Genomic DNA, 25,773 nt, shown 5'->3' with positions numbered 1-25,773 from the left:
TCAGGTTGGTGTCGGTTAGTTGAAGTTCAGCAGCTTTTTGCGCCCAAGGTCAACCACTATGCGGAAGGCTTGCTGGTTATCATTCAAGTGCGCGGGCGACTGGTGAAAGCTGAACACGAACTGCCCCTTAATGTTTTTAAACAGGAACGGCGTATAGATCACATCCAAACGGTTGTACAGTTTTTTAAGATAGTATGAGTCGCCATAAATTACATGCTGGCCCTGGCCCGCGTAAAATTCATCAAAAAGGGCAATGCGCTTATAGCTAAAATATGCTGCCGCCACAAAGCCCGCGTGGTTTTGGAAGCCGATATCGCGGTTCATGCGCTCAAGCGACATCATACCACCGGCTTCAACGCTTAGTGAGTCGAGGCCGGTTAACTTAGTCAGGTTTAAACCCAGTTTGATCTGCGCCGCGCCGTTATCGCCCAGCGGGTGGGTCGGGTCGGCAATCTCAGCACCGGCATCATGCAGCATCATAAAGTAGTGCGACAGGTAGAACAACCCGTTTATTGATGGTTTATACTTACCCGAAAAGCCGAACAGGAACTGCTCCCGGTCGGTAGCGGTTTGGCGGCTTACCCAATCCAGCCAAACGGTTTCGGTAAAATGCTCGTTAGTGTATCGCGTTAGCAAACCCTCTACATTGGGGCGGTAGTAACGCAGGGTATCATTCAGTATCGAGCGTGGGTAATCAGACAGCAGCCCTTCACGCGGGAACATACCGGCGTTGAACAACCAGTTTTTACCGTGATATTCATAGTAAGCAACCGGGTTAACCTTTAAAAAGTAGGGCTTGGCACCAAACTCATGTATACCATTCATGCCCACTACAAAGCGGTTAACGCTATCCACATTCCACCCCAGATCCAGCGCCAAGCGCGTGCCTGAATAAGTACGTGAACGGGGAATGAATGCCTTGTACTCGCGGTTATCTAAAAAGCCGAGCGCGTTAAAATGTATATCAAGGTTCTGTTGCGCCCAGGCAGCAGAATTAATTGCGATAAATAAAAATAACAGGTAAAGTTTTTTCAACATGCGCAAATGTACTATTCCACCACGAAAGTTATAAAGCCGCTGTTACGGTTTCCGTTGAAAGGTGTTGTGTGTAAGGAGAAAAGCATATCATATTTACCTTTTGTTGACGGTGCCTTTATCGTAAAGGTATATTGAACGTTATGCCCCGGTTCAATTCGAAGCTTATTAAAACTGCTGTCAGCCGCCTGAACGTCCACTTCCTGCTTACCATCAAAAAAACAGGCCTCTAAAGTTACCTTTTGTTTAATGCCTGCATTACTGAAGCTGATGGGGAATTTATACGGATTGGCTATCGTTATGTTAAAGCTATGCTGCTGCCCCGGCGCAAGGCTGATCTTCTTTTCATTGGTGGTGATACTTACACGCTGGTAGGTGCGCAGGCTATCAATCCAGCCGGTATACCATTTGCCTGTAGCGGTGGTAATGGTATCGGTAGTAGCTACGTCCGGATCTCGGGCTACATAAAATACCCGCTTGTTTTGCACGCTATCTTCCAAAGGCCATATCTCAAATTGAGTAAGGCGGTAGTAGCGCGAATCGTACGAGAAGCATTTGAGCGTATTGTTATAGTAGCAATACTTGGCCGGAAGCTGAAAGCCATCATTCATCACCACCCAGCTATCGCCTGCTTTTTGTTTGATGGTGTGCGCCCAATCCTTATAATGAAAGAATTTTTTAATGGCCTGCACTTGTTGTATCGGGGCCGGTTGGGCTATAACAAGTAAGCGTATAATGGCAATGATCACAATATTGGCCACTGCCAGGCCCTGCAGCCACTTAGGCGTAGCGATGTTGCTTAGCTGTGCGCTCAGCCATATCAGCAGTGCAGCAAATGCGATGATGGTCCACTGCGGCTGTACCTCTCCTCGCAGGGAGGTAAACAGGAAAAAAACCAGGATGCCGATAAAATTCACCTTCAGCACGCGGATAAAGCTATCCGTTGCGGGTAGAGCGAATCCTTTATAAAACAGCAGCCAACCGGTAAGCACACCGGCCATCAGCATTTGCGAGAGAATGTAGAAAAAGGTGTAATCAAACCGGTAACTTTTCTCTGACCTGTCCGCCAGGTGATAGGCCACCGATGGGTAATTATGGTTTACCTGCCATAAAATGTGCGGTGTATATAAAGTCAATGCCACCGTGGCTATCAGCCAAAAAGTGCCGCGTTTTAATATCTTAATATCAGCCAACAGGGTAAAGCCAACCAGTAATATGCCATGATATTTACTATATAGCAGCCCGGCCAAAATTACACCCAGCAGCAAGGCCTGCAACCAGGTGTTTTGTTGCAGATACCGTTGATAAACATAAAAAAAGAGAGCGGTAAAAAGCAGTAGCGGCCCGTCGGGCGTGGTAATAAAGCCATAAATGTGCAGGGTAAACATGCCGCTTGCTATCAGTATAAACCATTTGGCATTGGCACCTATTGTTTTGGCGGTTTTCCATAGCAGTAACAGCGATGCCGTACTCAAAACAATATTTACCAACCTTAACCCTAAGGGGTTGTGCATAAACACATCCCCGGCGCGGATAAACAGCGCCACCATAGGCGGGTGATCAAAATACCCCCAGTCTAAAAAGCGGGAATACAGCCAGTAATAAGCTTCATCGCTATGCAGTTCAAGCGTACAGGCCTGAATGATGTTGAACAACGTCCACACGGCCAGAAACCAGCCGATATACTTACCGTTGTTTTTAGTATGTATGTTTTGTGTATACAGCATTAAACGTTGTAAAGGTAAACTTAATACGGTTAAGTTTATTTTATGACAGGATAAAGAGATTTGAGTTCATCATAAAATTATAAATTAGTGGCTTCAACCACCAGCCACAACAGTTATGATCAAAGCGATTGAAATATTGCAAAAACCCCGCCTACAGCTTTTACAGTTAATTGATAGTATCGATATCCATTTACTTAATGAAGTGCCCGCCGGCTTTAATAATAACATAGCCTGGAATTTGGGCCACATTGTGGCAGCCCAGCAGGGCGTATGCTACCTGCGCGCAGGCTTGCAAACCCACATCAGTACCGAAATGTATGAGTTGTATAAACCTGGCACAAAGCCCGAAAAGTTTATAAGCCAGGCTGAACTGGATGATTTCAGAGATTTATTCACTACAACCCTTGAGCAGTTGGAGCAGGACTATCAAAATGGCATATTCAGTAATTACGTGCCATGGACAACGCGCTACGGGGTAAACATTAATAATATCGATGAGGCAATAAGCTTTCTGCCTTTTCATGATGGCTTGCATCATGGCTATATTTTGGCGCTGCGCCGGGCTTTGTTTGGCAAACAGCTATAATGTTGATGGGGTGTCAAATATTACCGGCGCAATAAAAACAAAGGTAAATAATTTGCATTTTTGTAAAACTGCGGTAGGTTATTATCCCGAATAACTATGAGTGAACGGATTATACTTGTTTGGTTTAGAAATGATTTGCGTGTGCATGATAACGAGATATTGTTAGAAGCCACCCGCAAAGCCGATAAGATATTACCCGTTTATTGTTTCGATCCACAATATTTTAAAATTGTCGAAACCGGCAAATCAACAACCGGAAATTTCAGGGCCCGCTTTTTATTGCAATCCATTGCCAATTTGCGCGATAATTTGCGCAAACTTGGCGGAGAGCTTATTATACGCACAGGCAACCCGGCCGAGATCATTCCGCAGCTAACCGCCGAATACCAGGTGAACGAGGTTTACCATCACCGCGAAGTAGCATCGCAGGAAACCGCCATGTCCGAAGAAGTAGAGGCCGCTTTGTGGAAACAGAAACTTAACCTCAAGCATTTTATCGGCCATACCTTATATCATAAAGAGGATCTTCCATTCCCGATAAAGGATATCCCTGATAGCTTTTCGGTATTTAAGAAAAAGGTGGAGCGCGACAGCAGCGTTAGGCCCGAAACAGATACACCCGAACAGATACTAACCCCCGCTATAACCGATGCCGGTGAGCTGCCAACCCTTACAGACCTGGGTTTGGATGAGCCGGTTGACGATCCGCGTGCCACTATCAAGTTTACCGGTGGCGAATGTGCCGGTATAGCCGCGCTCGAAGAATACTTTACCAATAACACACCTGTTAAGGCAAAGGCCGCGCGCAACCCGCAAACTGCTGCCGATAACACTTCAAGGCTATCGCCATGGCTGGCATTTGGTTGCCTTTCGCCAAGGCGCGTTTATTTTGAGGTGGCCAGGCACGAGCAGGGGCACAGCAATAATAACCCGCTGATACCGGAATTACTTTGGCGCGATTACTTTCGCTTTATGTTTAAAAAGCATGGCAAAAAATTCTTCAATCCCGAAGGGTTTAAAAGCGAAGCGCCCGAAACCGCTGCCAACCAGGATGCGTTGTTTGAGCAATGGTGTGCAGGCAATACCGGCGTACCTTATGTTGATGCCGCCATGCACCAGCTTAATGCTACCGGCTATATCAACAACTACGCCCGGCAAATAGTAGCCGGTTACCTGGTGCGCGACCTAAAGGTTAACTGGACACGCGGTGCGCTTTATTTTGAAGAAAAACTGATTGATTACTCGCCTGCCAGCAATTGGGGCAACTGGGCATTTGTGGCCGGTGTAGGTAATGATCCGCGGGAGAATAAGAATTTTATCCATCGCCAGGTTTCACAGCTCGAAACCAAAAGTCCGTTTATTGATACATGGCTTTCAGCACACGAGGCCGAGCAGGTGGTTTAACCCGCCCTTGTTGTTTAAAACAAATCTTCATAAAAAATTTTCAAAACCCTCCTTTATAATGCCCTGTTAAACCTGCATGGGTAAAACGCTGCGTTTAATTCTTGGCGATCAGTTGAACAGCGGTCATAGCTGGCTTAAAGCTGCTGATAAGAACGTGGTTTACGTAATGATGGAAGTGATGCAGGAGCAGGAGTATGTAATGCACCATGTGCAAAAAATGCTCGCCTTTTTTGCTGCCATGCGCAACTTTGCCCACCAGCTTACCAAAAAAGGGCACCGCGTAATTTACATCAAATTAGATGATACGGATAATGCCCAAACCATTGAGGCTAATATTAAGCGCATTATTAAACACGAAGATATTGAGCGTTTTGAATATCAGTTACCCGATGAGTACCGCCTGGACGAACAGCTAAAACAGATCTGCAAAAAGCTGAAAATAGAAACCGGATCAGCCGATACCGAACATTATTTTACCACCCGTTATGAGGTAAAAGAATTTTTTGGCGACAAGTACTTTTTGATGGAGAACTTTTACCGCCACATGCGGATAAAGCACCAGGTACTGATGCAGGGCAGCAAACCAGCAGGCAATAAGTGGAACTTCGACCATGAAAACCGGAAGAAGTATGATGGTAAATCGCCTTTAGTGCCGCCTGTTGAGTTTAACCATGATGTATCGGAGCTAAAGAAAATGATCGACATTAAAAAAGTGAAATACTTTGGCGAGGTGGATGAGAAGCATTTTCCGTGGCCACTAAGCCGTAATGAGGCGCTTAAACTGATGGATTATTTTTGCGAGCATTTGTTGCCGCATTTTGGCACGTACGAGGATGCCATGCTGCAACAACATATCAGCCTTTTCCATTCGCGCATATCATTTGCGCAAAACTCAAAAATGATAGCCCCGCACGAGGTAATCGGCAAGGTGCTATCACATTACGATAAGAACAAGCACGAAATAACCCTGGCGCAGGTTGAAGGCTATATACGGCAGGTGCTGGGTTGGCGCGAATTTATGCGCGGCGTTTACTGGGCCAAAATGCCGGAGTTTGCTTCGCTTAACTTTTTTGACCACCGCGACGAATTGCCCGAGTGGTTTTGGACAGGCAAAACCAAAATGAACTGTTTGAGCAAATGCATCGGCCAATCATTAAACCATGCCTGGGCGCACCACATCCAACGTTTGATGGTGATAGGCAACTTCGCGCTGCTTGCCGGGCTAAACCCCGATGAGGTGGATGCCTGGTACCTGGGTGTATATATTGATGCCATTGAATGGGTAGAGATAACCAACACCCGCGGTATGAGCCAGTTTGCAGATGGGGGCATCATTGGCTCAAAGCCTTATGTGTCATCAGCAGCGTATATTAATAAAATGAGCGATTACTGCGGCAATTGCCATTACGACTATAAGAAGAAAACCGGCGAAAGGGCCTGCCCTTACAACAGTTTGTACTGGAATTTTTTTTACCGTAATGCCGGTAAACTTGAAGGCAACCACCGCATAGGCATGATGTACAACATCCTTAAAAAAATGAGCAGCGATGATATTGACGAAATAAATAAACAGGCCGATATATACCTCGGCATAATTAATGAGTTATAGTTATAAACATTGCACTGTTAGTAACTGCCAAATCATATTTTTAAAATAACGTTTTGTTAAGCGTATGATTTACAAATAAAATTTAAAGTTTCTAATACGTTATGTTTACTTTTGCACTGATTTTAGATATAATTCACCATGAGTGACCATGATTATATAAACAGCGGGAACGCTGCTTACATCGACTCTTTATACGAAAGTTATAAACAAGACCCCGAATCGGTCGATTTCGGATGGCAAAAATTCTTTGAAGGTTTTGATTTTGGAAAGGACTCACCGGCTGAACAGGCGGTAGCGGCGGATACGCCCGAGCACTTTTTAAAAGAGATCAACGTGCTGAACATGATCAACGGGTATCGTACCCGGGGGCACCTGTTCTCAAAAACCAATCCCGTGCGCGAGCGCCGCAAATACTTTCCGGGCAAGGAGCTTGATACATTTGGCCTGAGCGAGGCTGACCTGGATACCGTTTTTAATGCCGGTGTTGAGGTAGGTTTAGGCCCCGCCAAGCTGCGCGATATTCACCAACTGCTTGAAGATACTTATTGCGGTACCATTGGCGCCGAATATCGCTACATCCGTAACCCGATAAAGATAAACTGGTTTGAGCAGCGCATGGAAAAAATCCGCAACAAACCGGCTTTTACCATTGATGATAAAAAGCACATGCTGAATAAGCTGAGCGAAGCGGTAATTTTTGAGAACTTCTTAGGCACCAAATTTCTGGGCCAAAAGCGCTTTTCGCTTGAAGGTGCCGAGGCGCTGATACCTGCGCTTGACATGGTAATTCAAAAGGGTGCGCAGATAGGTATCGAGGAGTTTATACTGGGTATGGCTCACCGTGGCCGCCTGAACGTGCTGGCCAACATCATGGAGAAAACCTATAAGGAAATATTCTCTGAGTTTGAAGGCAAGAACTATGATCTTGATTCACCGTTTGGCGGCGACGTTAAATACCACCTGGGCTTTTCAACAGATGTTGAGGCGGCTAACGGCAAAAAGGTTCACCTGAGCCTTTGCCCTAACCCATCGCACCTTGAGGCGGTTGACCCGGTTGTTGAAGGTTTGACACGCTCAAAAATCGACTTTAAATATAATTGCGACTTTACCAAGATCGCCCCGATACTTATACATGGCGATGCATCAATTGCCGGCCAGGGCATTGTGTACGAGGTATTGCAAATGGAAAAGCTGGAAGGTTACCGCACAGGTGGTACCATACACCTGGTTATTAACAACCAGATAGGCTTTACCACCAACTTTAAGGATGCCCGTTCAAGCACCTACTGTACTGATGTGGCCAAAACGGTGCTTTCACCGGTGTTCCACGTTAACGGTGATGATGTGGAGGCTTTGGCTTATGTAATCAACATGGCTATGGAGTACCGCCAGGTTTTCCATGACGATGTGTTTATTGACATATTGTGCTACCGCCGCTATGGCCATAACGAAAGTGACGAGCCTAAATTCACCCAGCCCGTACTGTATAAGGCTATTGACGCGCACCCTAACCCGCGCGAAGTGTATCTGAAAAAACTGATAGCCGAGGGTAGCGTTACCGAGCAATTTGCCAAGGATGCTGAAAAAGCATTCAGGGGCATACTGCAAAAGGAGCTTGACGAGGTAAAGGCGCAAGATCGCTTTACCGACCAGTTACCGATGTTTAACGGCGCTTGGCAAGGACTGCATTTGCCGACAGAGAAAGAGGTACTGATATCAACCGATACGGCTGTGCCCGAAGCTGAACTACTGGAGATCGGCCGGCAGATCACCGAATTACCAAAGGATAAGCAATTCTTTAAAAAGATAGAAAAGCTTTTTGAGGATCGTAATAAGATGGTGAACGAAACCCATGTGTTCGACTGGGCAATGGGCGAGTTACTGGCTTACGGATCATTATTGAAAGAAGGCCACCCGGTGAGATTGAGCGGTGAGGACGTTAAACGCGGTACCTTCTCGCACAGGCACGCGGTACTTACTCTTGCCGAAAGCGAAAACGAATTTACTCCGCTGGAAACAGTGGCAGGCGATACGCCATTCTACATTTACAACTCATTGCTATCTGAATATGGTGTGCTGGGTTTTGAATATGGCTATGCCTTAGCTAACCCTAACGCGCTAACCATCTGGGAAGCACAGTTTGGTGACTTTTTTAATGGCGCCCAAATTATTGTTGACCAATACATTGCCAGTGCCGAAACAAAATGGCAGCGGGGTAATGGCCTGGTGATGCTGTTACCACACGGTTATGAAGGCCAGGGCCCTGAACACTCATCAGCACGTATTGAGCGCTTTTTAGAGCTTTGCGCTGATAACAATATTCAGGTTGCTAACTGTACTACACCAGCCAACTTCTTTCATATTTTGCGCCGCCAGTTAAAACGCAACTTCCGTAAGCCACTGGTTATTTTTACGCCGAAGAGCTTGCTGCGCAGTCCTAAATGCGTATCGCCGCTGGAGGAGTTTACCAACGGCCGTTTCCATGAGCTGTATGAGGATGAGTGGGCTGATCCTAAAAAAGTAAAACGCGTACTGCTTTGTACCGGTAAAATATATTACGAGCTGCTTGAAAAACAGCAGACAGATAACCGTAAGGATGTAGCCATTGTGCGTATTGAGCAGTTATACCCTACACCGGTTCATCACATCCTCAAGATCAAACAAAAATATGCCAAGGCAAAAGAGTTTATCTGGGTACAGGAAGAGCCTGAGAATATGGGAGGCTGGCCATACATCTGCCGTAAATTCCATAACGACAGTGTATTTAAGCTGAGTGTTATATCACGTAACGAGGGTAGCAGTACCGCTACCGGTTATGCAAAACAACATGCCGCGCAGCAATTATACATCATCAACAAGGCGTTTGAAACTCCGGGCGAAAAAGATGTTAAGGCTACGATAGATAAAACAACTAAAAAAATGGCTGAAACCGGAGCCGATTAAATCGGTTCTTTTTAAAAAAGAGTGAAACAACCTGCAGCTTAAAATACAATCTACAAATAATATGAGTTTAGAAATAAAAGTTCCGCCGGTAGGCGAATCAATAACCGAAGTAACCCTGTCGAGCTGGATAAAAAAAGACGGCGACCAGGTAGCCATGGATGAAGTGATCGCCGAGTTAGAATCAGATAAAGCAACATTTGAACTGACTGCCGAAAAGGCCGGGACTTTAAAAACCATTGCCGCCGAAGGTGATACCTTAGCCATTGGCGCAGTAGTTGCCAGCATTGAAGATGGTGGAGCCGCAAGTGCAGCCCCCGCTGATACGGATAAAGCAGACGAATCAGCACCATCTGCCCCGGCACAACAAGCCGCGGCACCTGAACAAGCTGCCGCTGAACCTGCACAAGGTGGGAGCACACTGGAGATCAAAGTTCCACCGGTAGGCGAGTCAATTACCGAAGTAACCCTTTCGCGCTGGTTGAAAAAAGATGGCGAGGCTGTTGAAATGGATGAGGCTATTGCCGAGCTGGAATCAGACAAAGCAACTTTTGAGCTAACTGCTGAAAAAGCGGGCACTTTAAAAACTTTAGCTGCCGAGGGTGATACTTTACCAATCGGCACGGTGGTGGCCAGCATATCAGGCGGTGGTGTGGTATCAGGCGGTGCGCCAAAAGCGGATACTGCTCCGGCTGCCGCAGCACAGGCACCTGCTGCTTCAGTATCAACAGAAAAAACTTACGCGTCAGGCACCCCATCGCCTGCCGCGGCAAAAATATTGAACGAAAAAGGTGTTGATCCGCAATCAGTAAGCGGCACCGGTGTAGCCGGCCGTATTACTAAAGAGGATGCCGTTAATGCTCAAAGCGGAAAGCCAAAAGCAGAAAGCACTCCTGCTGCTCCTGCTCAAAAGGCTGCTGCACCTGCAGCCGCGCCGGTTGTTTCAGGTGAGCGTAATGAGCGCCGCGAAAAAATGTCGTCACTGCGCAAAACAGTTGCAAAACGCCTGGTTGCCGTTAAAAATGAAACCGCGATGCTGACCACCTTTAACGAGGTTGACATGTCGCCGATTATGGAGATCCGCAGCAAGTACAAAGATAAATTCAAAGAGAAACATGGCGTTGGCTTAGGCTTCATGTCGTTCTTTACCAAAGCGGTTACCGAGGCCTTGAAAGACTGGCCTTCAGTTGGTGCCCGTATTGATGGAGAAGAAATTGTTTACAGCAATTATGCCGATGTATCCATAGCGGTATCAGCCCCTAAAGGCCTGGTAGTGCCGGTTATCCGCAATGCTGATAAACTGAGCCTGGCTGAAATCGAAAAAGAAGTAATCCGCCTGGCAGGCAAAGCCCGCGAAAACAAGCTGGGTATTGATGAAATGAGCGGCGGTACCTTCACCATTACCAATGGTGGTGTGTTCGGTTCGATGATGTCGACCCCGATCATCAACTCACCACAATCGGCCATTTTAGGTATGCACAACATCGTTGAGCGCCCTGTAGCGGTAAACGGACAGGTAGTGATAAGGCCGATGATGTATTTAGCCCTGTCATACGATCACCGTATTATTGACGGCCGCGAATCAGTAAGCTTCCTGGTAAGGGTTAAGCAATTACTTGAAGACCCTGCAAGGTTACTGTTAGGTGTTTAACTGAATAACATATAATATTGAAAAGCCCGGCATAACCGGGCTTTTTTTGTTTTATAAAGGCACGATTTAAGTTAATTAACCGATGCTTGGCTAAAAAGTATTATAATAGCGGTTTGATCGCTATCAGTAGGTCTTTTAATCCTAAATGACGCACTATGATATATCTAAGGAATTAATATTAAAAATATATGAATAAACTATTCACTTGTGCAGCAATATTAATGCTGGGCGCGGGCAATGTTTTAGCTCAGCCAACCATTAATCAGTTATCAGCGTCGGCGGTAACAATGCCCATGATTTTTCCTGCTCCGCAATCGATTGAGCTTGGCAAGGGTACTATTTTATTAGGCAAGTCCGTAACCCTTGTAGCAGCACCGGGCACCGATGCCGAAACCCTTGCACAGGTACGCGAAATACTCACCGGGGCAGGAGTGAATAACATTTTAACTGCACAGCGCCTGCCATCAAATCCGGAGGGTAATTACATCGTGATCGGCACCGGCAAGGCAAGCCTGATTAGCCAGGCCCTGAAACAAAGCGGTACTGTGATTGATACCCATGCCGAAGGCTATACCATTGCCACCATAGCCAGGGCAAACGGCGGCATAATTACACTTGCCGGGCATGATGCTGATGGCTTGTTCCATGCGGTGCAAACCCTTAGCCAGTTGGCGCAGCGTGCGGTAATCCCGGCATTGGTAATACAGGATCACCCGGCCATGCCGATACGTGGTACCATTGAGGGTTTTTACGGTGCGCCATGGACAATGGAGAACCGTACCAAACACCTCAACTTTTTGGCTGGCGTTAAGGCCAATACCTATGTGTATAGCCCTAAGGATGACCCCTATGCCCGTGATCGCTGGCGCGAAGATTACCCGAAAACTACCTTAGCCGAACTTGGCAAGCTGGTTGCAACAGCCCGACGCAACCATATCAATTTTGTTTATGCGATATCTCCGGGTCCAACGGTTTGTTTTTCTGATCCGGCTGAGCTGAAACTGATCGAACGTAAATTCGATGCCCTGCGCTCAATTGGCGTACACAACTTTTATGTAGCCCTTGATGATATTGAGTATACTAAGTGGAACTGCGAACTCGATAAAAAAACTTTTGGCGCGCCCGGGGCTGAAGCTGCCGGTGTAGCGCAGGCCAGGTTCCTGAACGCGGTACAGGCAAGCCTTAACGCGCACGATCCGGATGCCCGCCCGCTTATAATGGTTCCAACTGAATATTACGATGCTAAGGAAAGCCCCTACAAGGCCGCTCTGCGAAAAAACCTCGATCCAAAAATAGTAGTACAATGGACCGGTACCGATGTAGTACCACCGGCTATTGCCACTACAGATGCGCAAGCGGCCACAAAAGCATTCGGCCGTAAAACACTGTTGTGGGACAATTACCCGGTTAACGATTATGCGCAAACCATAGGGCGATTACTGCTTGCACCGTACACCCGCCGCGAAGCGGGTTTGGCGGAAGGATTAAGTGGCATCCTGTCAAACCCGATGAACCAGGAAGCGGCCAGTCGTCCGGCTGTAACGGGCGTTGCCGCCTTTGCCTGGAATGATAAGGCTTACGATGCCAACCGCACCTGGCATTTTTCGGCACGTGAGCTGGCTGGCGGCGATGAGCGCACAACCGCAGCCTTACTAACCTTTTTTGATACGCAGCATATAGCGCCCACCTTTGGCAACCAGCCCTGGCAGGAGCAAGCTCCCCACTTAAAAGCAACGCTGGATGACGTGCGCGAAGCCATAGCCGGCGGCGATGCTGCCTCACGCCAAAAAGCAATTAACAATCTTATACAATGTGCAGATGGCCTGGCCACCGCTTCGGATATTATCCTTTCGGGTACTGTTGATCCGGCATTCGCGCAGGAGGCACGCCCATGGCTTGATGCCTTACAACTATGGGGCAGGGCCCTGCAATTAACCGCCGCCGGGCTTAACGCTGCCGATCAGCAAAGTGCAGCAGCCGCACGCTATTTTGCTAATGCCAAAAAGCTGGCAGCCGAAGCGGCAGCCGTTCAATCCATCAAAGGTGCAACCCGTTTTGATGGCCCGATAAAAATTGCTGATGGGGTATTGGATAGCTTTATAGCGGATGCGCCAAAGCTGATCGCTTTTTAGCATCTATAAAGATATTTTAAGGAAGAAGCCTGGTTATGCCGGGCTTTTTTGTTGCTGCAAGCAGAAACCTTATTGACAGGTTTTTGTAATTAATAAGATAATGCTGAAGCAGCAGATACTAACTTGCTGTTTACTACGTATCTTTATATATAAAACCAATTGCCATGGCAACAATCGAAAGTATACAGAACGCCTATATTGATCATGTATTGACAGAGGGCACGCAGCCCAAATCAGTTTATATATTCGCCAAAAACATTGAAACAACCGAGGAGGAGTTTTACCGTTACTTTGGTTCATTTGCGGGTGTGGAGCAAAGCATCTGGGCTGACTTTGCCAGGAAGACCCTTGCCGAAATTGAAACGCAGGAAGTTTGGGCGCAATATACCTCGCGCGAGAAGGCCCTGTCGTTTTTTTACGCCTTTTTTGAGTTGCTCAAAGGCCGCCGCAGTTTTGCGGTTTACAGCTTAAATAGCCATGGCCGTACACTGGGTACACCTGTTGTGCTTGAGCAGTTAAAAACGGTATTTGAAAACTTTGCTGATAGCATTTTAAAACAGGGTTTGGAAAGCGGCGAACTGTCTGACCGTAAATTCTTCGCCAAAAGGTATAAGGACGGCCTGTGGATGCAATTTGGATTTGTGCTTAACTTCTGGATTAAAGATAACTCTGCCGGATTTGAAAAAACCGACGAGGCTATCGAAAAAGGTATCAACGTAACGTTTGATCTGTTTGAGCGTACGCCGATTGATAACCTGATAGATTATGGCAAATTCCTTTACAATAACAGTGGCTTTAAAGAAAAGGCCGGTTTTTAAATCGCCTGTGCAGATAACCCACGGAGGGTTTTAAAATAACTTATGAGCGAAACGCCAAAAGAACAAAACAGCATACCCACCAGCAAAGTACAACGCTCGGCAAAGTTTGTTAAAACCGGGCTTAAAATAGGCGGTAATTACGTTAAGCATTATTCAAAAAAACTGTTTAATCCGGATATGGATAAATCAGAGCTTGACCAGGATAACGCCGCCGACATTTATCAATCGCTAAGTGAATTAAAAGGCAGCGCACTAAAGGTAGCGCAGATGCTGAGCATGGATAAAAACCTGCTTCCACAACCTTATGTTGATAAATTCTCGCAATCACAATACAATGCGCCGCCGCTTTCGGGGCCGCTGATTGTTCAAACGTTCCGCAAATACTTTGGCAAAACACCCGATCAGATATACGATAAATTCAACCCGCGCTCAAGCAACGCGGCATCCATCGGCCAGGTACATCAGGCGGAACTGAATGGCAAAACGCTGGCTGTGAAAATTCAATATCCCGGTGTTGGCGACAGCATCTCATCCGATCTGAAATTGGTAAAACCCTTCGCTTTCCGTTTGTTGGGAATGAACGAACATGAGCTTGATGTGTATATGCGCGAAGTGGAAGAACGCCTGCTTGAAGAAACCGATTACGAACTGGAGGTACGCCGCTCTATCGAATTTTCAACCGCCTGCTCTATACTTAACAATGTAGTTTTCCCGGTGTATTACCCCGAGCTGTCAAGCAAACGCATCATCACGATGGACTGGCTGGAGGGCAAGCACCTGCGTGAGTTTTTGGCAACTAACCCCTCGCAGGAATTACGTAACCAGATTGGCCAGGCACTGTGGGATTTCTACAATTTTCAGCAGCATGAACTGCGTGCTGTACACGCCGATCCGCATCCGGGTAATTTTATGATCACCCCGGAAGGCAAGTTAGGTGTTATAGACTTTGGCTGCATCAAAGAAATGCCCGACGATTTTTATACGCCGTTCTTCTCCCTTACATCAACTGATTTGCTGGATAATAAGGAGGAAACCATCAAGGCTTTCCGCCTGCTGGATATGATCCATACTAATGATACACCCGCACAGGTAGAATTTTATTACAACGCTTATAAAGAGATGATCAGCCTGTTTGCCATGCCTTATATTAACAACACATTTGATTTCGGGCAAACGCACTTTTTTGACAGCTTGTACCGCTTTGGCGAAAAACTATCAAAAATGCCCGAGTTTAAGCAAGCGCGTGGCGTAAAGCACTTTATATATGTAAACCGTACTAACTTTGGCCTGTATAACATATTGCATGAGCTGAAGGCAGAGGTGCGTACCGATACTTACAAACCACATGTTGTGTTAGCTTATTAATTTTATTGCGTTTTTATTGCGCATTGGCGTATTTTGCCCTGCCGGGAGTGAAGTGTAACTTGTGGCGGATAAAGTACTGTCTATGTTCAAAAATATTCTGCCGGGTTTATTGTTCTCCGTTCTTTGGTCAACAGGTGCTATAGCGGTCAAGTTCGGTATACCGTCTGCCGATGCGCTTTTGCTGGCAAGTATTCGCTTTATAGGTACGGGCATCGTGTTCGCGCCAATTTTTTTGTTATCAAAAAAATACCGGTTTTTGCCAAAGGGCAGCGAGTGGAAAAGTATTATTATTTACGGGCTGTTAAACACTACACTGTGTCTTGGCTCCTTTTTCGCGGCACAAAAATATGCCTCGGCAGGTATAAGTACGCTGTTCATCGCGGTTACACCATTGCTTATTGCCTTGTTTTCTACATTGATATTAAAGCGCAAGCTAAACCGTTATGAGGTTATTGGCATGCTGGTGGCTTTAGTTGGCTTGTCGGTATCATCATCAGGGGCTTTTATTAAAGCTACTATACAGCCCTTGGGCGTTGTTTTGCTTATCATTTACATAGCAGCCTACGCGTTAAGCAGCGTGTACTTTTCGGCGGTTAAAATATCACTGTCAAACGCGGTATTCAATGTGTGGCAGGTATTTATCGGCGGGTTATTATTACTCCCCTTTTGCCCCTTGTTTAATGCCGATAACATCAGGCATATTGATGCGCGCTTATTCATCACACTGCTTTGGATGATTGTGGTGTTATCCTTTGTGGCTAATCAGCTATGGTTATACCTTGTAAAGCGCGATACCGTTTCGGCAGCTACATGGCTTTACCTTACTCCGGTATTTGGGTATGTACTTGGATATATCATATTAGGAGAGGGTATAACCGTTTACGAAATAGCGGGGGCCATACTGGTAATCATCGGGCTCGCGGTATCAAAAAAGCAATTAAACAAAGCTGTTTGAGTTTGATAGCCGTGCACGTGTAAGCGTAAACACTCGCCATAAAATTATACCCAGGGCAGGTATGCCAAACCAGTGCGCATTAAATGAGTTGCTGATATTCCCTCTTAAAAGCCAGGAAATAGAATGGCCCAGGCCGCAGCCCGGGCACCAGCCTATACCCGCAATTTTTAACGGGCACAGGCTAAAATGTGTTTCGGCAGCCGGGTTGGTTACTGCCAGGGCAATTATGGCTGCCACCCAAAAGGTTAATTCAAAATATTTGGCAAACAGTTTTTTAATCAACTTTTTCGGAATTGGTTGCGTATAGTAAAGATACACCAAATGCACTTATTACGCCAACCAGTAACGCGCCGAACATACGGCCCGAAAATTCCTCAAAATTGTTTCCGCTTGATACATAGTTAATGAACACAATTGCGGCGAATACAGCCAGTATACCACCAAATATCAATATCTTGAAACTTTGTACCAACGCTTCTAAAAAGCCCATTTTACCACCAAGGTAATTGTCACGATAATCCTTAATAGCGATCAGCAAACCAACAATGGGTATCAGTACAGATATGTACTCATAAGGAGATGCTTTTGAGTCTTCAAGGTTATAACCGGCCTTGTACATTATAAGTAACCAAAGGCCGCTAAAAATGCCGATAACCAGTCCGGATAGTAATGCGTTTTTCATCTTTATAAGTATAAAAGTCAGGTTAATCTAATTACCTGATGCCGCTGCACCAGGTAATTAGTAAAGCGTATTTAAGTATGTTTTGTTTGAACTTTATGTCACAATTTGGGTTATCATAAATAAAAGAGGCAGTTTTAAGTATATTTGCGGCAATTTTGGATATACGTGATATTTTAGAACGTTATAAAGCTGATAAGCGGATAACGGCATTAGCTTCGGCACTTAATGCTAAAAAAAGTCCGCGCATACAGTTGCGTGGTTTGGTTGGCTCAGGAGATGCCGCCATTGCGGTAGCATTGTATTTTTTGCAGCATAAGCACATGATTTTTGTGCTGCCCGAGCGCGAGGAAGCCGCCTATTTCCAGGCCGATCTGGAAAGCCTTACCGGCAAAGAGATATTGCTATTTCCATCATCATACCGCAAACCTTTTGAATTTACCCAGCCCGACAGCAGCAATGTGCTGGCACGTGCCGAGGTATTGAATGAGCTTAACCATTCCTCAGAATATGGCAGGCTGATTGTTACTTACCCGGAGGCATTGGCCGAAAAGGTAATTGACCGCGCGGCGCTCGAAAAAAACACGCTCGAAATGAGTGTGGGCAGCAGCCTGAACATTGATTTTATAACCGAGTTTTTGGTGGAGTATGATTTTGAGCGGGTTGATTTTGTGTATGAGCCGGGCCAGTTTTCAGTACGCGGCGGTATTGTTGATATCTTCTCATTTTCACACAACCTGCCTTACCGGGTAGAATTTTTTGGCGATTATGTTGAATCTATCCGTACGTTCGAGATCGAAAGCCAGCTATCGGCCGAACAGGTAAAAAGCATCACCATTGTACCTAATGTACAATCAAAATTCCTGACGGAAAATAATATATCACTGCTTGAGTATGTAGAGTCCGACTCGCAGATCTGGATAAAGGATGTGCAGTTTACATTGGATATTATCAAGTCAGGCCATAAAAAGGCAACAGAACTTTGGAAAGCCCTTTCATTTGAAGATAAGCAGCAAAATCCGGATTGGATAGACCCTAAATTCAGCTTTACGGATGAAAAGATGATCGGCGATCAGATGCGCGATTTTGCTGTGATAGAGTTTGGCAAGCAGTTTTTTTATGAGGCTGATGAGCAACTGCATTTTGAAATGCGCCCGCAGCCATCTTTTAATAAGGATTTTAGTTTGCTTATCCACAACCTCAAAAACAATGAGGCCGATAAGATCGAGAATTTTATTGTTACTGACTCGCCAAAACAGATTGAGCGCCTTTACGCCATTTTGGATGACCTTGACAAAACCATTAAGTTTACGCCGGTGAACACTGCGCTGCGCGAAGGTTTTGTTGATCATGAGCAGAAAATAGCCTGCTATACCGATCACCAGATATTTGACCGCTATTATAAATACAAGCTTAAAAAGAGCTATCAGCGTTCGCAAGCCATCACCCTTAAAGACCTGCGGGAGCTAAAACCCGGCGATTATGTAACCCATATTGACCACGGCATAGGTAAATATGCCGGACTTGAAAAAGTAGAAGTGAACGGTAAAACGCAGGAAATGATCAGGCTCATTTATGCCGATAATGACCTGCTTTATGTGAACATCAACTCGCTTAACCGCATCTCAAAATACAGCGGTAAAGAAGGCCATCAGCCTAAGATGAATAAGCTGGGTACTGATACCTGGGAACGGTTGAAGAAAACAACAAAAAAAAAAGTTAAGGACATAGCCCGCGACCTGATCAGGCTTTATGCCGTGCGTAAGGCGCAAACGGGTAATGCCTTCTCGCCCGATAGCTATCTGCAAAACGAGTTGGAAGCTTCCTTTTTATACGAGGACACCCCGGATCAGGAAAAGGCCACGCTTGATTTTAAGAAAGATATGGAATCGCCGCACCCCATGGATCGCTTGATTTGCGGCGATGTGGGTTTTGGTAAAACCGAGGTGGCTGTACGCGCGGCGTTTAAGGCCGTTGCCGATAGCAAACAGGTAGCCATACTGGTGCCAACAACAATTTTGGCGGCACAGCATTATAAAACATTTAGTGATCGCCTTAAAGGCTTCCCCTGCAATATTGATTATGTGAACCGCTTTAAAAGCAGCAAGCAGATCAAGGATACATTGGAAAAGCTGAAGGATGGCAAGGTTGATATCATCATCGGTACCCACCGCCTGGTGAGTAAGGATGTTAAATTTAAGGACCTGGGCCTGATGATCATTGATGAGGAGCAGAAGTTCGGTGTATCAACCAAAGAGAAGCTGAAACAAATGCGCGCCAATGTGGATACGCTTACCCTAACAGCAACGCCTATACCTCGTACGCTGCACTTCTCGCTGATGGGCGCGCGCGACTTATCCATCATATCAACTCCGCCGCCAAACCGACAGCCGGTAGTTACCGAGCTGCATGTTTTTAACGATAAGCTGATAAAAGAATCAGTAGAGTTTGAGCTGGCACGTGGTGGCCAGGTATTCTTCATTCATAACCGGGTGAACGATCTGCCGCAATTGGGCGGCCTGATACGTAAACTGGTGCCGCAGGCGCGCATAGGTATTGCCCACGGCCAGTTGGACGGTGACGCGCTTGAGGATGTGATGATGAAGTTTGTAAGCGCCGAGTATGATGTGCTTGTAGCTACTACTATTATTGAGGCCGGTTTGGATATCCCGAATGCCAACACTATCATCATCAACCATGCCCACATGTTTGGCTTGAGCGACCTGCACCAGATGCGCGGCCGTGTAGGGCGTAGTAACAAAAAAGCATACTGTTATTTACTGAGCCCTCCGCTTTCAACCCTTACATCCGAAGCCCGTAAACGCTTGAGTGCTATTGAAGAGTTCAGTGATCTGGGCAGCGGCTTTAACGTAGCCATGCGCGATCTGGACATTCGTGGCAGTGGTAACCTGTTAGGTGCCGAGCAAAGCGGCTTTATTGCCGAAATAGGCTTTGAGATGTACCATAAAATATTGGATGAGGCTATTCAGGAATTGAAGGACGACGAGTTTAAAGAGGTTTTTCCGGAAGAAAAACCGCGTGCCTTTATATCATTTACCCAGATTGATACCGATCAGGAGATACTGATACCTAACGAGTACGTAACCAACCTGTCTGAAAGGTATAACTTATATACCGACCTTTCAAAGCTGGAGAATGAAACCGAACTGATGGCCTTTAAACAGCAGCTTAACGACCGTTTTGGCCCGGTACCGCCACAAGTGAATGACCTGCTGAATACCATGCGCCTGCAATGGCTGGGTAAGGCCATTGGCTTTGAAAAGATCTCACTTAAAAAGAATATTCTGCGCGGTTACTTTATTACCAACCAGCAATCAGCTTACTTTGAAACAGAGGCATTTAGGCGGGTACTTACCTTTGTACAGGGAAACCCGCGCCGTACCAACCTTAAAGAGGTTAAAAACACGCTCCGTTTAAGTATTGACAGTGTGAGCACTATTGATGAGGCGGTGGAATTGCTGAGTGAAATTGCCGGGGTTGTAGGGGTGTAGGTTTATCTTTTACTCGTCATTGCGAGGTACGAAGCAATCTCTTAAAACATTCTTCAATACAAGCCTCTCGAAGATTGCTTCGTACCTTGCAATGACGAATTTCTAAAGTTGTCATCTCGAACGGTAAAATTACGATCGTTTACTTTTTAAGAACTTACTTAGCCTTCTCTACACAAAGCCCTGCATCGCTTACTTCGCGTAGCGGGTTGTCGCGCATATTTTGCTCTATTTCGATATGATATACCCCCTTTTCAGGGAATTTATAACCCTTACGCAGTACAAAACGATAGCTGTACAGGTTACCTGAACCGGCACCCAGCCACTCACCATCCGGTTTGGCCAGCTTGAACTCGTACCGTGTAGACTGTGCTTTTTTGCCATGCCCGGCCCGACGGAATATTATAAATATGTTGGAGTACTTATAATTACCGGTTACACGCAGGTTTAAATAAATATTATATAGCGGCGCCGCATCATCAATCTTTACCTCATACTTCAACGGGTCAGTATAAGCCCAGTTATGATTGGGTATGGCCTTATTTTCATCAAGCACGGTATTTGGGTCAGCACAGGCTGAAAATACCGCCGCCGCTATAATAAATACTATAAAAGCTTTCAGGTTTTTCACTGCTCTCTGCCCGGTTGTTGATTGTTTTGGTTACCGTTAGGGCGGTGCCTGTGCCGCCTGTTGTTATTATTTGCGCTGCGGCCACCCTCAGTTTTGGCAGGCGGGTTATTGCTTTGCCCTTGCTGCTGGTTGTTTGGCTGCTGTGGTCTGTTATTTTGAGGCTTATTCTGTTGCGGCCTTTGCTGGCCCGGTTGCTGGGGCTTTGCCTGTTGCTGGTTGCCCGGTTGCTGAGGCTGTGCGGCGTTATTACCCCCGCCAGACGGCTTGCCTTTACCGCGGCTTTTGTTATTTTTTTTCTTTTTAGCGCGTTCGTCAAGGCGGGTAAGGCTATCCTGGCCAACTACGTTCTCGTAATCGAGCGCTTTTGCAGGTTTGGTTTCCACCTCGGTTTCCTGTACAATATCATCCGGAAAGATACCTTCCTTGTTCATCTTCTGGATCTCTTTAACGAGGGCGATATCCAGCGGTATCCATGATTCGGCATTAGGATAGCTAAACCACATTAGTTTTTTAAATATGTCAGTTTTTTGCAAACGGGCATCACCTACCTTGGTTTTTAGTATATATACATCATCCGGAATACCCTTCAGGGCATCCATATACGTATCCAGCTCGTAGTTTAGGCAGCATTTAAGCTTACCGCACTGGCCGGCCAGCTTTAGGGTATTTAATGACAGGTTTTGATAACGCGCCGCGGCTGTTGATACGGTTTTAAAATCGGTAAGCCAGGTTGAGCAGCACAGTTCGCGCCCGCAGGAGCCAATACCACCCAGGCGACTTGCTTCCTGGCGCATACCTATCTGCCGCATCTCAATACGTATCCTGAAAGCCTCAGCCATTTTTTTGATCAGTTCCCTGAAATCAACACGGCCTTCAGCAGTATAGTAAAATGTGGCCTTGGTTTTATCGCCCTGGTAATCCACATCACTTATCTTCATGCTCAGGTTAAGGTCCAAAGCCAGTTTGCGCGAGCGGTGCATTGTTTCCCATTCAAGGTCTTTTGCGGCTTTCCACTTATCAACATCAGCAGCAGTGGCGCGGCGGTATATTTTTTTTACCACATCAGCCTCTTTAACATGGCGCTTTACCATTTGCATGCGCACCAGTTCGCCGGTTAAGGATACGTGGCCAATATCGTAGCCACCTGTAGTGGTTTCAACAGCTACCAGTTCACCTGCCTCGAGGTAAATATTATCAGCATTTTTATAGAATTCCTTTCGCGATCCTTTAAATTTTACTTCGATGACAGAGAAAGGTTTATAATTTGCCGGCATGTCCATATGCGACAGCCAGTCGTAAACATCTAATTTGCTGCAACCATTAGTAAGGCATGAGCCGTTACTTTTGCAGCCCGCAGGTGTACAACCACCTGTTGAGCAACTTCCGCATCCCATAGTTATTTCGGTATATATTGTGTTCGCCCCTGGCGAATCGTTTTATAATGTAATATTGTTATAATCTGTAAAGATACATCTAAAAATAAAATTTTAGGGTTGGCGTTCCGCTCCACATGGTAGTGGGCTGTTTCCAGCTCACCGCTTATGGCTTCGGTAGCCTCAATGCTCATTACTTTTATCATTTTTTGCGCCGTGTCAAGCTCACTTTCGGGCAAATGCACCAGGTTTGGCGCACCGGCCAGCAGCAGGCAGCACTCGCGTATAAAGTTTATGCCGTAGCGTAAAAAATTCTTTTGGTTTTCGCGGCCCAGCTTTGCCAACTGTTCTACAAAGGTAACTACCTCAATACCCTTATTGCTGTAACACATGCGCAGCCACTGTATAAACTGGTGGTGATAATTACTGGCATCGTGTTGTAACATGGTAAGCGCTTCGGCCATATTGCCATTGCCCAGGTAGGCTATTTCAGCGGCTGTAGCTTCAGGCTGGCCACGCTCATTCAGTAAATATGTTTTTATATCGTTGTACTCCAGTGGCGGTATTTTTACCAATTGCGTACGCGAGAGTATGGTGTTCAGTATCTGATCCTGATTTTGGGCTACCAGCAAAAACAAGGTATTAGGCTGCGGCTCCTCAATTATTTTGAGCAGGGCATTGCCTTCTTTGTCCAGATACTCGGGCAACCAAAGGATCAATATCTTGTATTCTGACTCGAAAGGCTTTAAGCTGAGCTTTTTGATGATCTGGTGGCACTCGGCTATATTAATGTTGGCCTGCTTGTTATCTGCATCCAAATAGCCGCGCCAGGCATCAAGGCTTAAATAGGGCTGGCTGGTAAATGCCTCGCGCCATTTTTCAATAAAGGTAATGGCGGCGTCATCCTTATGCTTAGCAAAAAACGGGTATGAGAAATGCAGATCAGGATGCATCAGCTTTTGATACTTTCGGCATGATGCGCAAACGCCGCATGAGTCATCGGGCTGCTTATCATCACATGAAAGGTATTGCGCATAGGCAACAGCAAGCGCCAAACTGCCTGACCCTTCCGGACCTAAAAACAATTGCGCATGGCTTACCCGGTTCTCATTCACCGAGTTAATTAAACGCTGCTTTATAGCATGCTGCCCTACAATTTCACTGAACCGCATTGGTGCAAGATAGTGAATTGATATGAGTATTGATATATGTGATTTTTGACAAGGAGCTATATACCGTACCTTTGCGCCAACTTATATAAGCAAAACATGAGGTTAATGGCATTTGATTACGGTACCAAACGCATAGGCATAGCGGTAACCGATCCCTTACAGATCATAGCTACCGGGCTTGATACCGTACACCCGATGCACATAATCGACTACCTGAAAAAATACCTGCAAACCGAACAGATTGAACGCTTTATTGTAGGCGAACCCAAACAAATGGATAATACGCCATCACAATCGGCCATACATGTAAAGGGCTTTGTTAACCTGCTCAAAAAAACCTTTCCTGATATACCTATCGAAATGCTCGATGAACGGTTTACCTCAAAAATGGCTTCCGCGGTTATAGCCCAAAGCGGTATGGGTAAAAAGGCCCGTCAAAATAAGGAACTGGTGGATACCGTATCTGCGGTGATATTATTGCAATCGTATATGTCTAAACCATGATTTGCTTGATTTGATGATTAAATTATTGTAGATTTTTTTATGATTTATAAGGAGCTTACTGAGAAGATTATTGGGTGCGCTATGAAAGTGCATGGTACATTGGGCAATGGTTTTCAGGAAGTGATATATCAGCGGGCTTTGGCTATTGAGATGGGTAAACAGGGTTTACATTATGTACGCGAAATGGAAATGCCTATATTTTATGATGAAATAGATATTGGCACAAGGCGTGTCGACTTTTTTGTTGAAGACCTGATAATGGTTGAACTAAAAGCAATAATAAAACTGGAAGATGTACACTTAGCCCAAGCCATGAATACCTGGAAGCCTACAAAATGGAAATAGGCCTGTTAATTAACTTCGGCTCCCGTAGCCTACAATTTAACAAAGTACACAACAACAAACTCTTTAAAAGATAATCAGCCAATCAAAATCCCAAAATCAATTAATCCCACAAATCAAGGTTTAAGACAATGGAAATACTCGACCCCTCGCTACTTACATACATTGACAACCATACCGACCCTGAGCCGGAAGCGTTGAAAAAAATAAACCGCAACACCTATTTAAAGGTGCTAAAGCCTAACATGCTGAGCGGGCATTACCAGGGCAGGCTGTTGAGTATGCTCAGTAAAATGATGCAGCCAAAGCTGATTATTGAGATAGGTACCTACACCGGGTACTCGGCCATTTGTTTGGCTGAAGGGCTTGCTGATGATGGTGTTTTGCATACCATTGAAGTAAACCGGGAAATGGAAGAATTGATAAATTCACATCTGAAACTCACAAATGTGGATAAAAAAATCAACGTTCATTTTGGCCCCGCAGAGCGCGTTATAGCCGATTCGGATTGGCAAAACATTGATATTGTGTTTATTGATGCTGATAAGAAAAATAATTTTACTTACTTTGAGTTATTAATTGATAAAGTCAGATCCGGAGGATTGCTAATTATTGATAACGTTTTGTGGAAAGGAAAGGTGTATGATGAGCATCAAAATGATGCCGACACACAGGCCTTCCGCAAACTAAATGAACAGATCGCTGTTGACACAAGGGTTGAAAAATTAATTCTTCCTGTGCGGGATGGCCTTTTGCTCATCAGAAAAAAGTAATTATGAAGAAACTCTTATTCGTTACACTGTTCTCAATTTTCTCAATTGCGTCATTCGCGCAAAATACTTCACAATCATACATTGAGCAGTTCAAAGATAATGCCATAAGCATTATGCACGAAACCGGCATACCAGCCAGTATAATTATGGCCGTAGCCATGCACGAATCAGGTAACGGTAATTCAACCATCGCTAAAAAACTGAACAATCAGTTCGGAATAAAGGGCAGTACCCGTACAGTTTATTATAAAAAGAAACGTAAAGTACGCACCAGCTATAAAAAATACGATTCGGTACTTGAATCATTCAATGATTTTGCCCGTGTGCTTACCCAGCGTAAGCAATTCAGCCACCTGGGCGATAAATTTACCCAGTACGATTATAAAGGCTGGGCCAAAGGCATACAACGCAGCGGTTATTGCAGCAGCAAAAAATGGTCGGCACAAGTGGTAGGTATTATAAAAAGATACGGCCTGCATGAGCTTGACAGCGTGCCCGAGCCTAAACAATTAGCGCAAAACACCGAAAAATAAAAAATACTTTAATTTTGGCGCTTTCGTTTAGCCAT

At 45.6% G+C, this 25,773-nt stretch carries 21 protein-coding genes; 14 read left to right on the top strand and 7 right to left on the bottom strand.

Translation table 11 applies throughout. The features are described from left to right. Window positions 1–15: 15 nt before the first annotated feature. Both LJ707_RS18560 and LJ707_RS18555 read right to left on the bottom strand, forming a co-directional pair. Window positions 16–1,038, bottom strand: a complete 1,023-nt coding sequence (locus LJ707_RS18560) for a hypothetical protein (protein ID WP_228953884.1) — start codon at window positions 1,036–1,038, stop codon at window positions 16–18. A gap of 11 nt (window positions 1,039–1,049) precedes the next feature. Then, the gene (locus LJ707_RS18555; RefSeq protein ID WP_228953882.1) at window positions 1,050–2,762 is read right to left on the bottom strand and encodes a glycosyltransferase family 39 protein; all 1,713 of its coding nucleotides are present in this window, start codon (window positions 2,760–2,762) and stop codon (window positions 1,050–1,052) included. 115 nt (window positions 2,763–2,877) lie between these two features. On the opposite strand from LJ707_RS18555, the gene LJ707_RS18550 reads away from it, so the two are divergent. From LJ707_RS18550 to LJ707_RS18510, 9 genes are all read left to right on the top strand, one after another. Next, window positions 2,878–3,348, top strand: coding sequence for a DinB family protein (locus LJ707_RS18550; protein WP_228953880.1), 471 nt, complete (start codon window positions 2,878–2,880; stop codon window positions 3,346–3,348). A 96-nt stretch (window positions 3,349–3,444) separates the two neighbouring features. Then, on the top strand, window positions 3,445–4,752 hold the full coding sequence (locus LJ707_RS18545) for a DASH family cryptochrome (RefSeq protein ID WP_228953878.1): 1,308 nt from the start codon (window positions 3,445–3,447) through the stop codon (window positions 4,750–4,752). A gap of 76 nt (window positions 4,753–4,828) precedes the next feature. Continuing rightward, window positions 4,829–6,361 carry a cryptochrome/photolyase family protein gene (locus tag LJ707_RS18540; protein ID WP_228953876.1) on the top strand — a complete coding sequence of 511 codons (1,533 nt, stop codon included), beginning with the start codon at window positions 4,829–4,831 and terminating at the stop codon, window positions 6,359–6,361. 138 nt (window positions 6,362–6,499) lie between these two features. Then, complete coding sequence (locus LJ707_RS18535; RefSeq protein ID WP_228953874.1) at window positions 6,500–9,304, top strand: 2-oxoglutarate dehydrogenase E1 component; 2,805 nt, start codon at window positions 6,500–6,502, stop codon at window positions 9,302–9,304. 61 nt (window positions 9,305–9,365) lie between these two features. Next, on the top strand, window positions 9,366–10,952 hold the full coding sequence (gene odhB, locus LJ707_RS18530; RefSeq protein WP_228953872.1) for a 2-oxoglutarate dehydrogenase complex dihydrolipoyllysine-residue succinyltransferase: 1,587 nt from the start codon (window positions 9,366–9,368) through the stop codon (window positions 10,950–10,952). Window positions 10,953–11,140: 188 nt separating this feature from the next. Further along, window positions 11,141–13,084, top strand: a complete 1,944-nt coding sequence (locus LJ707_RS18525; RefSeq protein WP_228953870.1) for a beta-N-acetylglucosaminidase domain-containing protein — start codon at window positions 11,141–11,143, stop codon at window positions 13,082–13,084. 164 nt (window positions 13,085–13,248) lie between these two features. Continuing rightward, window positions 13,249–13,902: a TetR family transcriptional regulator C-terminal domain-containing protein gene (locus LJ707_RS18520; protein WP_228953867.1), complete on the top strand. Its 654-nt coding sequence runs from the start codon at window positions 13,249–13,251 to the stop codon at window positions 13,900–13,902. A gap of 42 nt (window positions 13,903–13,944) precedes the next feature. After that, window positions 13,945–15,267 (top strand): AarF/ABC1/UbiB kinase family protein, encoded by a 1,323-nt coding sequence (locus LJ707_RS18515; protein ID WP_228953865.1) that lies wholly within the window; start codon window positions 13,945–13,947, stop codon window positions 15,265–15,267. A gap of 82 nt (window positions 15,268–15,349) precedes the next feature. Further along, window positions 15,350–16,222: a DMT family transporter gene (locus LJ707_RS18510; RefSeq protein ID WP_228953862.1), complete on the top strand. Its 873-nt coding sequence runs from the start codon at window positions 15,350–15,352 to the stop codon at window positions 16,220–16,222. Here the strand turns inward: LJ707_RS18510 and LJ707_RS18505 are convergent. After that, entirely contained in the window at window positions 16,205–16,504 is a 300-nt protein-coding gene (locus tag LJ707_RS18505) for a DUF2752 domain-containing protein (RefSeq protein WP_228953859.1), read from the bottom strand. The two genes, LJ707_RS18510 and LJ707_RS18505, sit on opposite strands and share 18 nt — an antisense overlap. Beyond that, window positions 16,497–16,904, bottom strand: coding sequence for a DUF4199 domain-containing protein (locus LJ707_RS18500; RefSeq protein WP_228953857.1), 408 nt, complete (start codon window positions 16,902–16,904; stop codon window positions 16,497–16,499). The genes LJ707_RS18505 and LJ707_RS18500 overlap by 8 nt, the downstream gene beginning before the upstream one ends. 155 nt (window positions 16,905–17,059) lie before the next feature. Between LJ707_RS18500 and mfd the strand changes: the two genes are divergently transcribed. Continuing rightward, window positions 17,060–20,413 (top strand): transcription-repair coupling factor, encoded by a 3,354-nt coding sequence (gene mfd, locus LJ707_RS18495; RefSeq protein ID WP_228953855.1) that lies wholly within the window; start codon window positions 17,060–17,062, stop codon window positions 20,411–20,413. A 154-nt stretch (window positions 20,414–20,567) separates the two neighbouring features. Here the strand turns inward: mfd and LJ707_RS18490 are convergent, their stop codons facing one another. Genes LJ707_RS18490 through LJ707_RS18480 form a run of 3 tightly spaced genes read right to left on the bottom strand, consistent with a single transcriptional unit; the run spans window position 20,568 to window position 23,586 of the window. Beyond that, window positions 20,568–21,041, bottom strand: a complete 474-nt coding sequence (locus LJ707_RS18490; protein ID WP_228953853.1) for a gliding motility lipoprotein GldH — start codon at window positions 21,039–21,041, stop codon at window positions 20,568–20,570. Then, on the bottom strand, window positions 21,038–22,435 hold the full coding sequence (locus LJ707_RS18485) for a regulatory iron-sulfur-containing complex subunit RicT (RefSeq protein ID WP_228953851.1): 1,398 nt from the start codon (window positions 22,433–22,435) through the stop codon (window positions 21,038–21,040). The genes LJ707_RS18490 and LJ707_RS18485 overlap by 4 nt, the downstream gene beginning before the upstream one ends. A gap of 2 nt (window positions 22,436–22,437) precedes the next feature. Then, window positions 22,438–23,586, bottom strand: coding sequence for an ATP-binding protein (locus LJ707_RS18480; protein ID WP_228953849.1), 1,149 nt, complete (start codon window positions 23,584–23,586; stop codon window positions 22,438–22,440). A 96-nt stretch (window positions 23,587–23,682) separates the two neighbouring features. Between LJ707_RS18480 and ruvX the strand changes: the two genes are divergently transcribed. From ruvX to LJ707_RS18460, 4 genes are all read left to right on the top strand, one after another. Next, complete coding sequence (gene ruvX, locus LJ707_RS18475) at window positions 23,683–24,090, top strand: Holliday junction resolvase RuvX (RefSeq protein WP_228953848.1); 408 nt, start codon at window positions 23,683–23,685, stop codon at window positions 24,088–24,090. A gap of 39 nt (window positions 24,091–24,129) precedes the next feature. After that, window positions 24,130–24,435 carry a GxxExxY protein gene (locus tag LJ707_RS18470; protein WP_228953846.1) on the top strand — a complete coding sequence of 102 codons (306 nt, stop codon included), beginning with the start codon at window positions 24,130–24,132 and terminating at the stop codon, window positions 24,433–24,435. A gap of 128 nt (window positions 24,436–24,563) precedes the next feature. After that, a complete protein-coding gene (locus tag LJ707_RS18465) occupies window positions 24,564–25,205 on the top strand; it encodes an O-methyltransferase (RefSeq protein WP_228953844.1) in 642 nt (213 codons plus the stop codon). A gap of 2 nt (window positions 25,206–25,207) precedes the next feature. Further along, window positions 25,208–25,738 (top strand): glycoside hydrolase family 73 protein, encoded by a 531-nt coding sequence (locus LJ707_RS18460; protein ID WP_228953842.1) that lies wholly within the window; start codon window positions 25,208–25,210, stop codon window positions 25,736–25,738. Window positions 25,739–25,773: the final 35 nt, after the last annotated feature.

The sequence above is a fragment of the Mucilaginibacter sp. UR6-1 genome (assembly GCF_020880975.1).
Taxonomy (GTDB): domain Bacteria; phylum Bacteroidota; class Bacteroidia; order Sphingobacteriales; family Sphingobacteriaceae; genus Mucilaginibacter.
The sequence above is the reverse complement of the archived record's forward strand: the minus strand, read 5'-3'. Positions and strand labels throughout refer to the sequence as shown.

What these genes read in the sequence shown, in the direction of transcription:
- LJ707_RS18555 (WP_228953882.1), bottom strand. Translation starts at nt 2,762, where the DNA reads ATGCTGTATACACAAAACATACATACTAAAAACAACGGTAAGTATATC.
- LJ707_RS18465 (WP_228953844.1), top strand. Translation starts at nt 24,564, where the DNA reads ATGGAAATACTCGACCCCTCGCTACTTACATACATTGACAACCATACC.
- LJ707_RS18535 (WP_228953874.1), top strand. Translation starts at nt 6,500, where the DNA reads ATGAGTGACCATGATTATATAAACAGCGGGAACGCTGCTTACATCGAC.
- LJ707_RS18480 (WP_228953849.1), bottom strand. Translation starts at nt 23,586, where the DNA reads ATGCGGTTCAGTGAAATTGTAGGGCAGCATGCTATAAAGCAGCGTTTA.
- LJ707_RS18520 (WP_228953867.1), top strand. Translation starts at nt 13,249, where the DNA reads ATGGCAACAATCGAAAGTATACAGAACGCCTATATTGATCATGTATTG.
- LJ707_RS18485 (WP_228953851.1), bottom strand. Translation starts at nt 22,435, where the DNA reads ATGGGATGCGGAAGTTGCTCAACAGGTGGTTGTACACCTGCGGGCTGC.
- LJ707_RS18545 (WP_228953878.1), top strand. Translation starts at nt 3,445, where the DNA reads ATGAGTGAACGGATTATACTTGTTTGGTTTAGAAATGATTTGCGTGTG.
- ruvX (WP_228953848.1), top strand. Translation starts at nt 23,683, where the DNA reads ATGAGGTTAATGGCATTTGATTACGGTACCAAACGCATAGGCATAGCG.
- LJ707_RS18510 (WP_228953862.1), top strand. Translation starts at nt 15,350, where the DNA reads ATGTTCAAAAATATTCTGCCGGGTTTATTGTTCTCCGTTCTTTGGTCA.
- LJ707_RS18515 (WP_228953865.1), top strand. Translation starts at nt 13,945, where the DNA reads ATGAGCGAAACGCCAAAAGAACAAAACAGCATACCCACCAGCAAAGTA.
- LJ707_RS18470 (WP_228953846.1), top strand. Translation starts at nt 24,130, where the DNA reads ATGATTTATAAGGAGCTTACTGAGAAGATTATTGGGTGCGCTATGAAA.
- LJ707_RS18525 (WP_228953870.1), top strand. Translation starts at nt 11,141, where the DNA reads ATGAATAAACTATTCACTTGTGCAGCAATATTAATGCTGGGCGCGGGC.
- odhB (WP_228953872.1), top strand. Translation starts at nt 9,366, where the DNA reads ATGAGTTTAGAAATAAAAGTTCCGCCGGTAGGCGAATCAATAACCGAA.
- LJ707_RS18500 (WP_228953857.1), bottom strand. Translation starts at nt 16,904, where the DNA reads ATGAAAAACGCATTACTATCCGGACTGGTTATCGGCATTTTTAGCGGC.
- LJ707_RS18560 (WP_228953884.1), bottom strand. Translation starts at nt 1,038, where the DNA reads ATGTTGAAAAAACTTTACCTGTTATTTTTATTTATCGCAATTAATTCT.
- LJ707_RS18550 (WP_228953880.1), top strand. Translation starts at nt 2,878, where the DNA reads ATGATCAAAGCGATTGAAATATTGCAAAAACCCCGCCTACAGCTTTTA.
- LJ707_RS18460 (WP_228953842.1), top strand. Translation starts at nt 25,208, where the DNA reads ATGAAGAAACTCTTATTCGTTACACTGTTCTCAATTTTCTCAATTGCG.
- LJ707_RS18540 (WP_228953876.1), top strand. Translation starts at nt 4,829, where the DNA reads ATGGGTAAAACGCTGCGTTTAATTCTTGGCGATCAGTTGAACAGCGGT.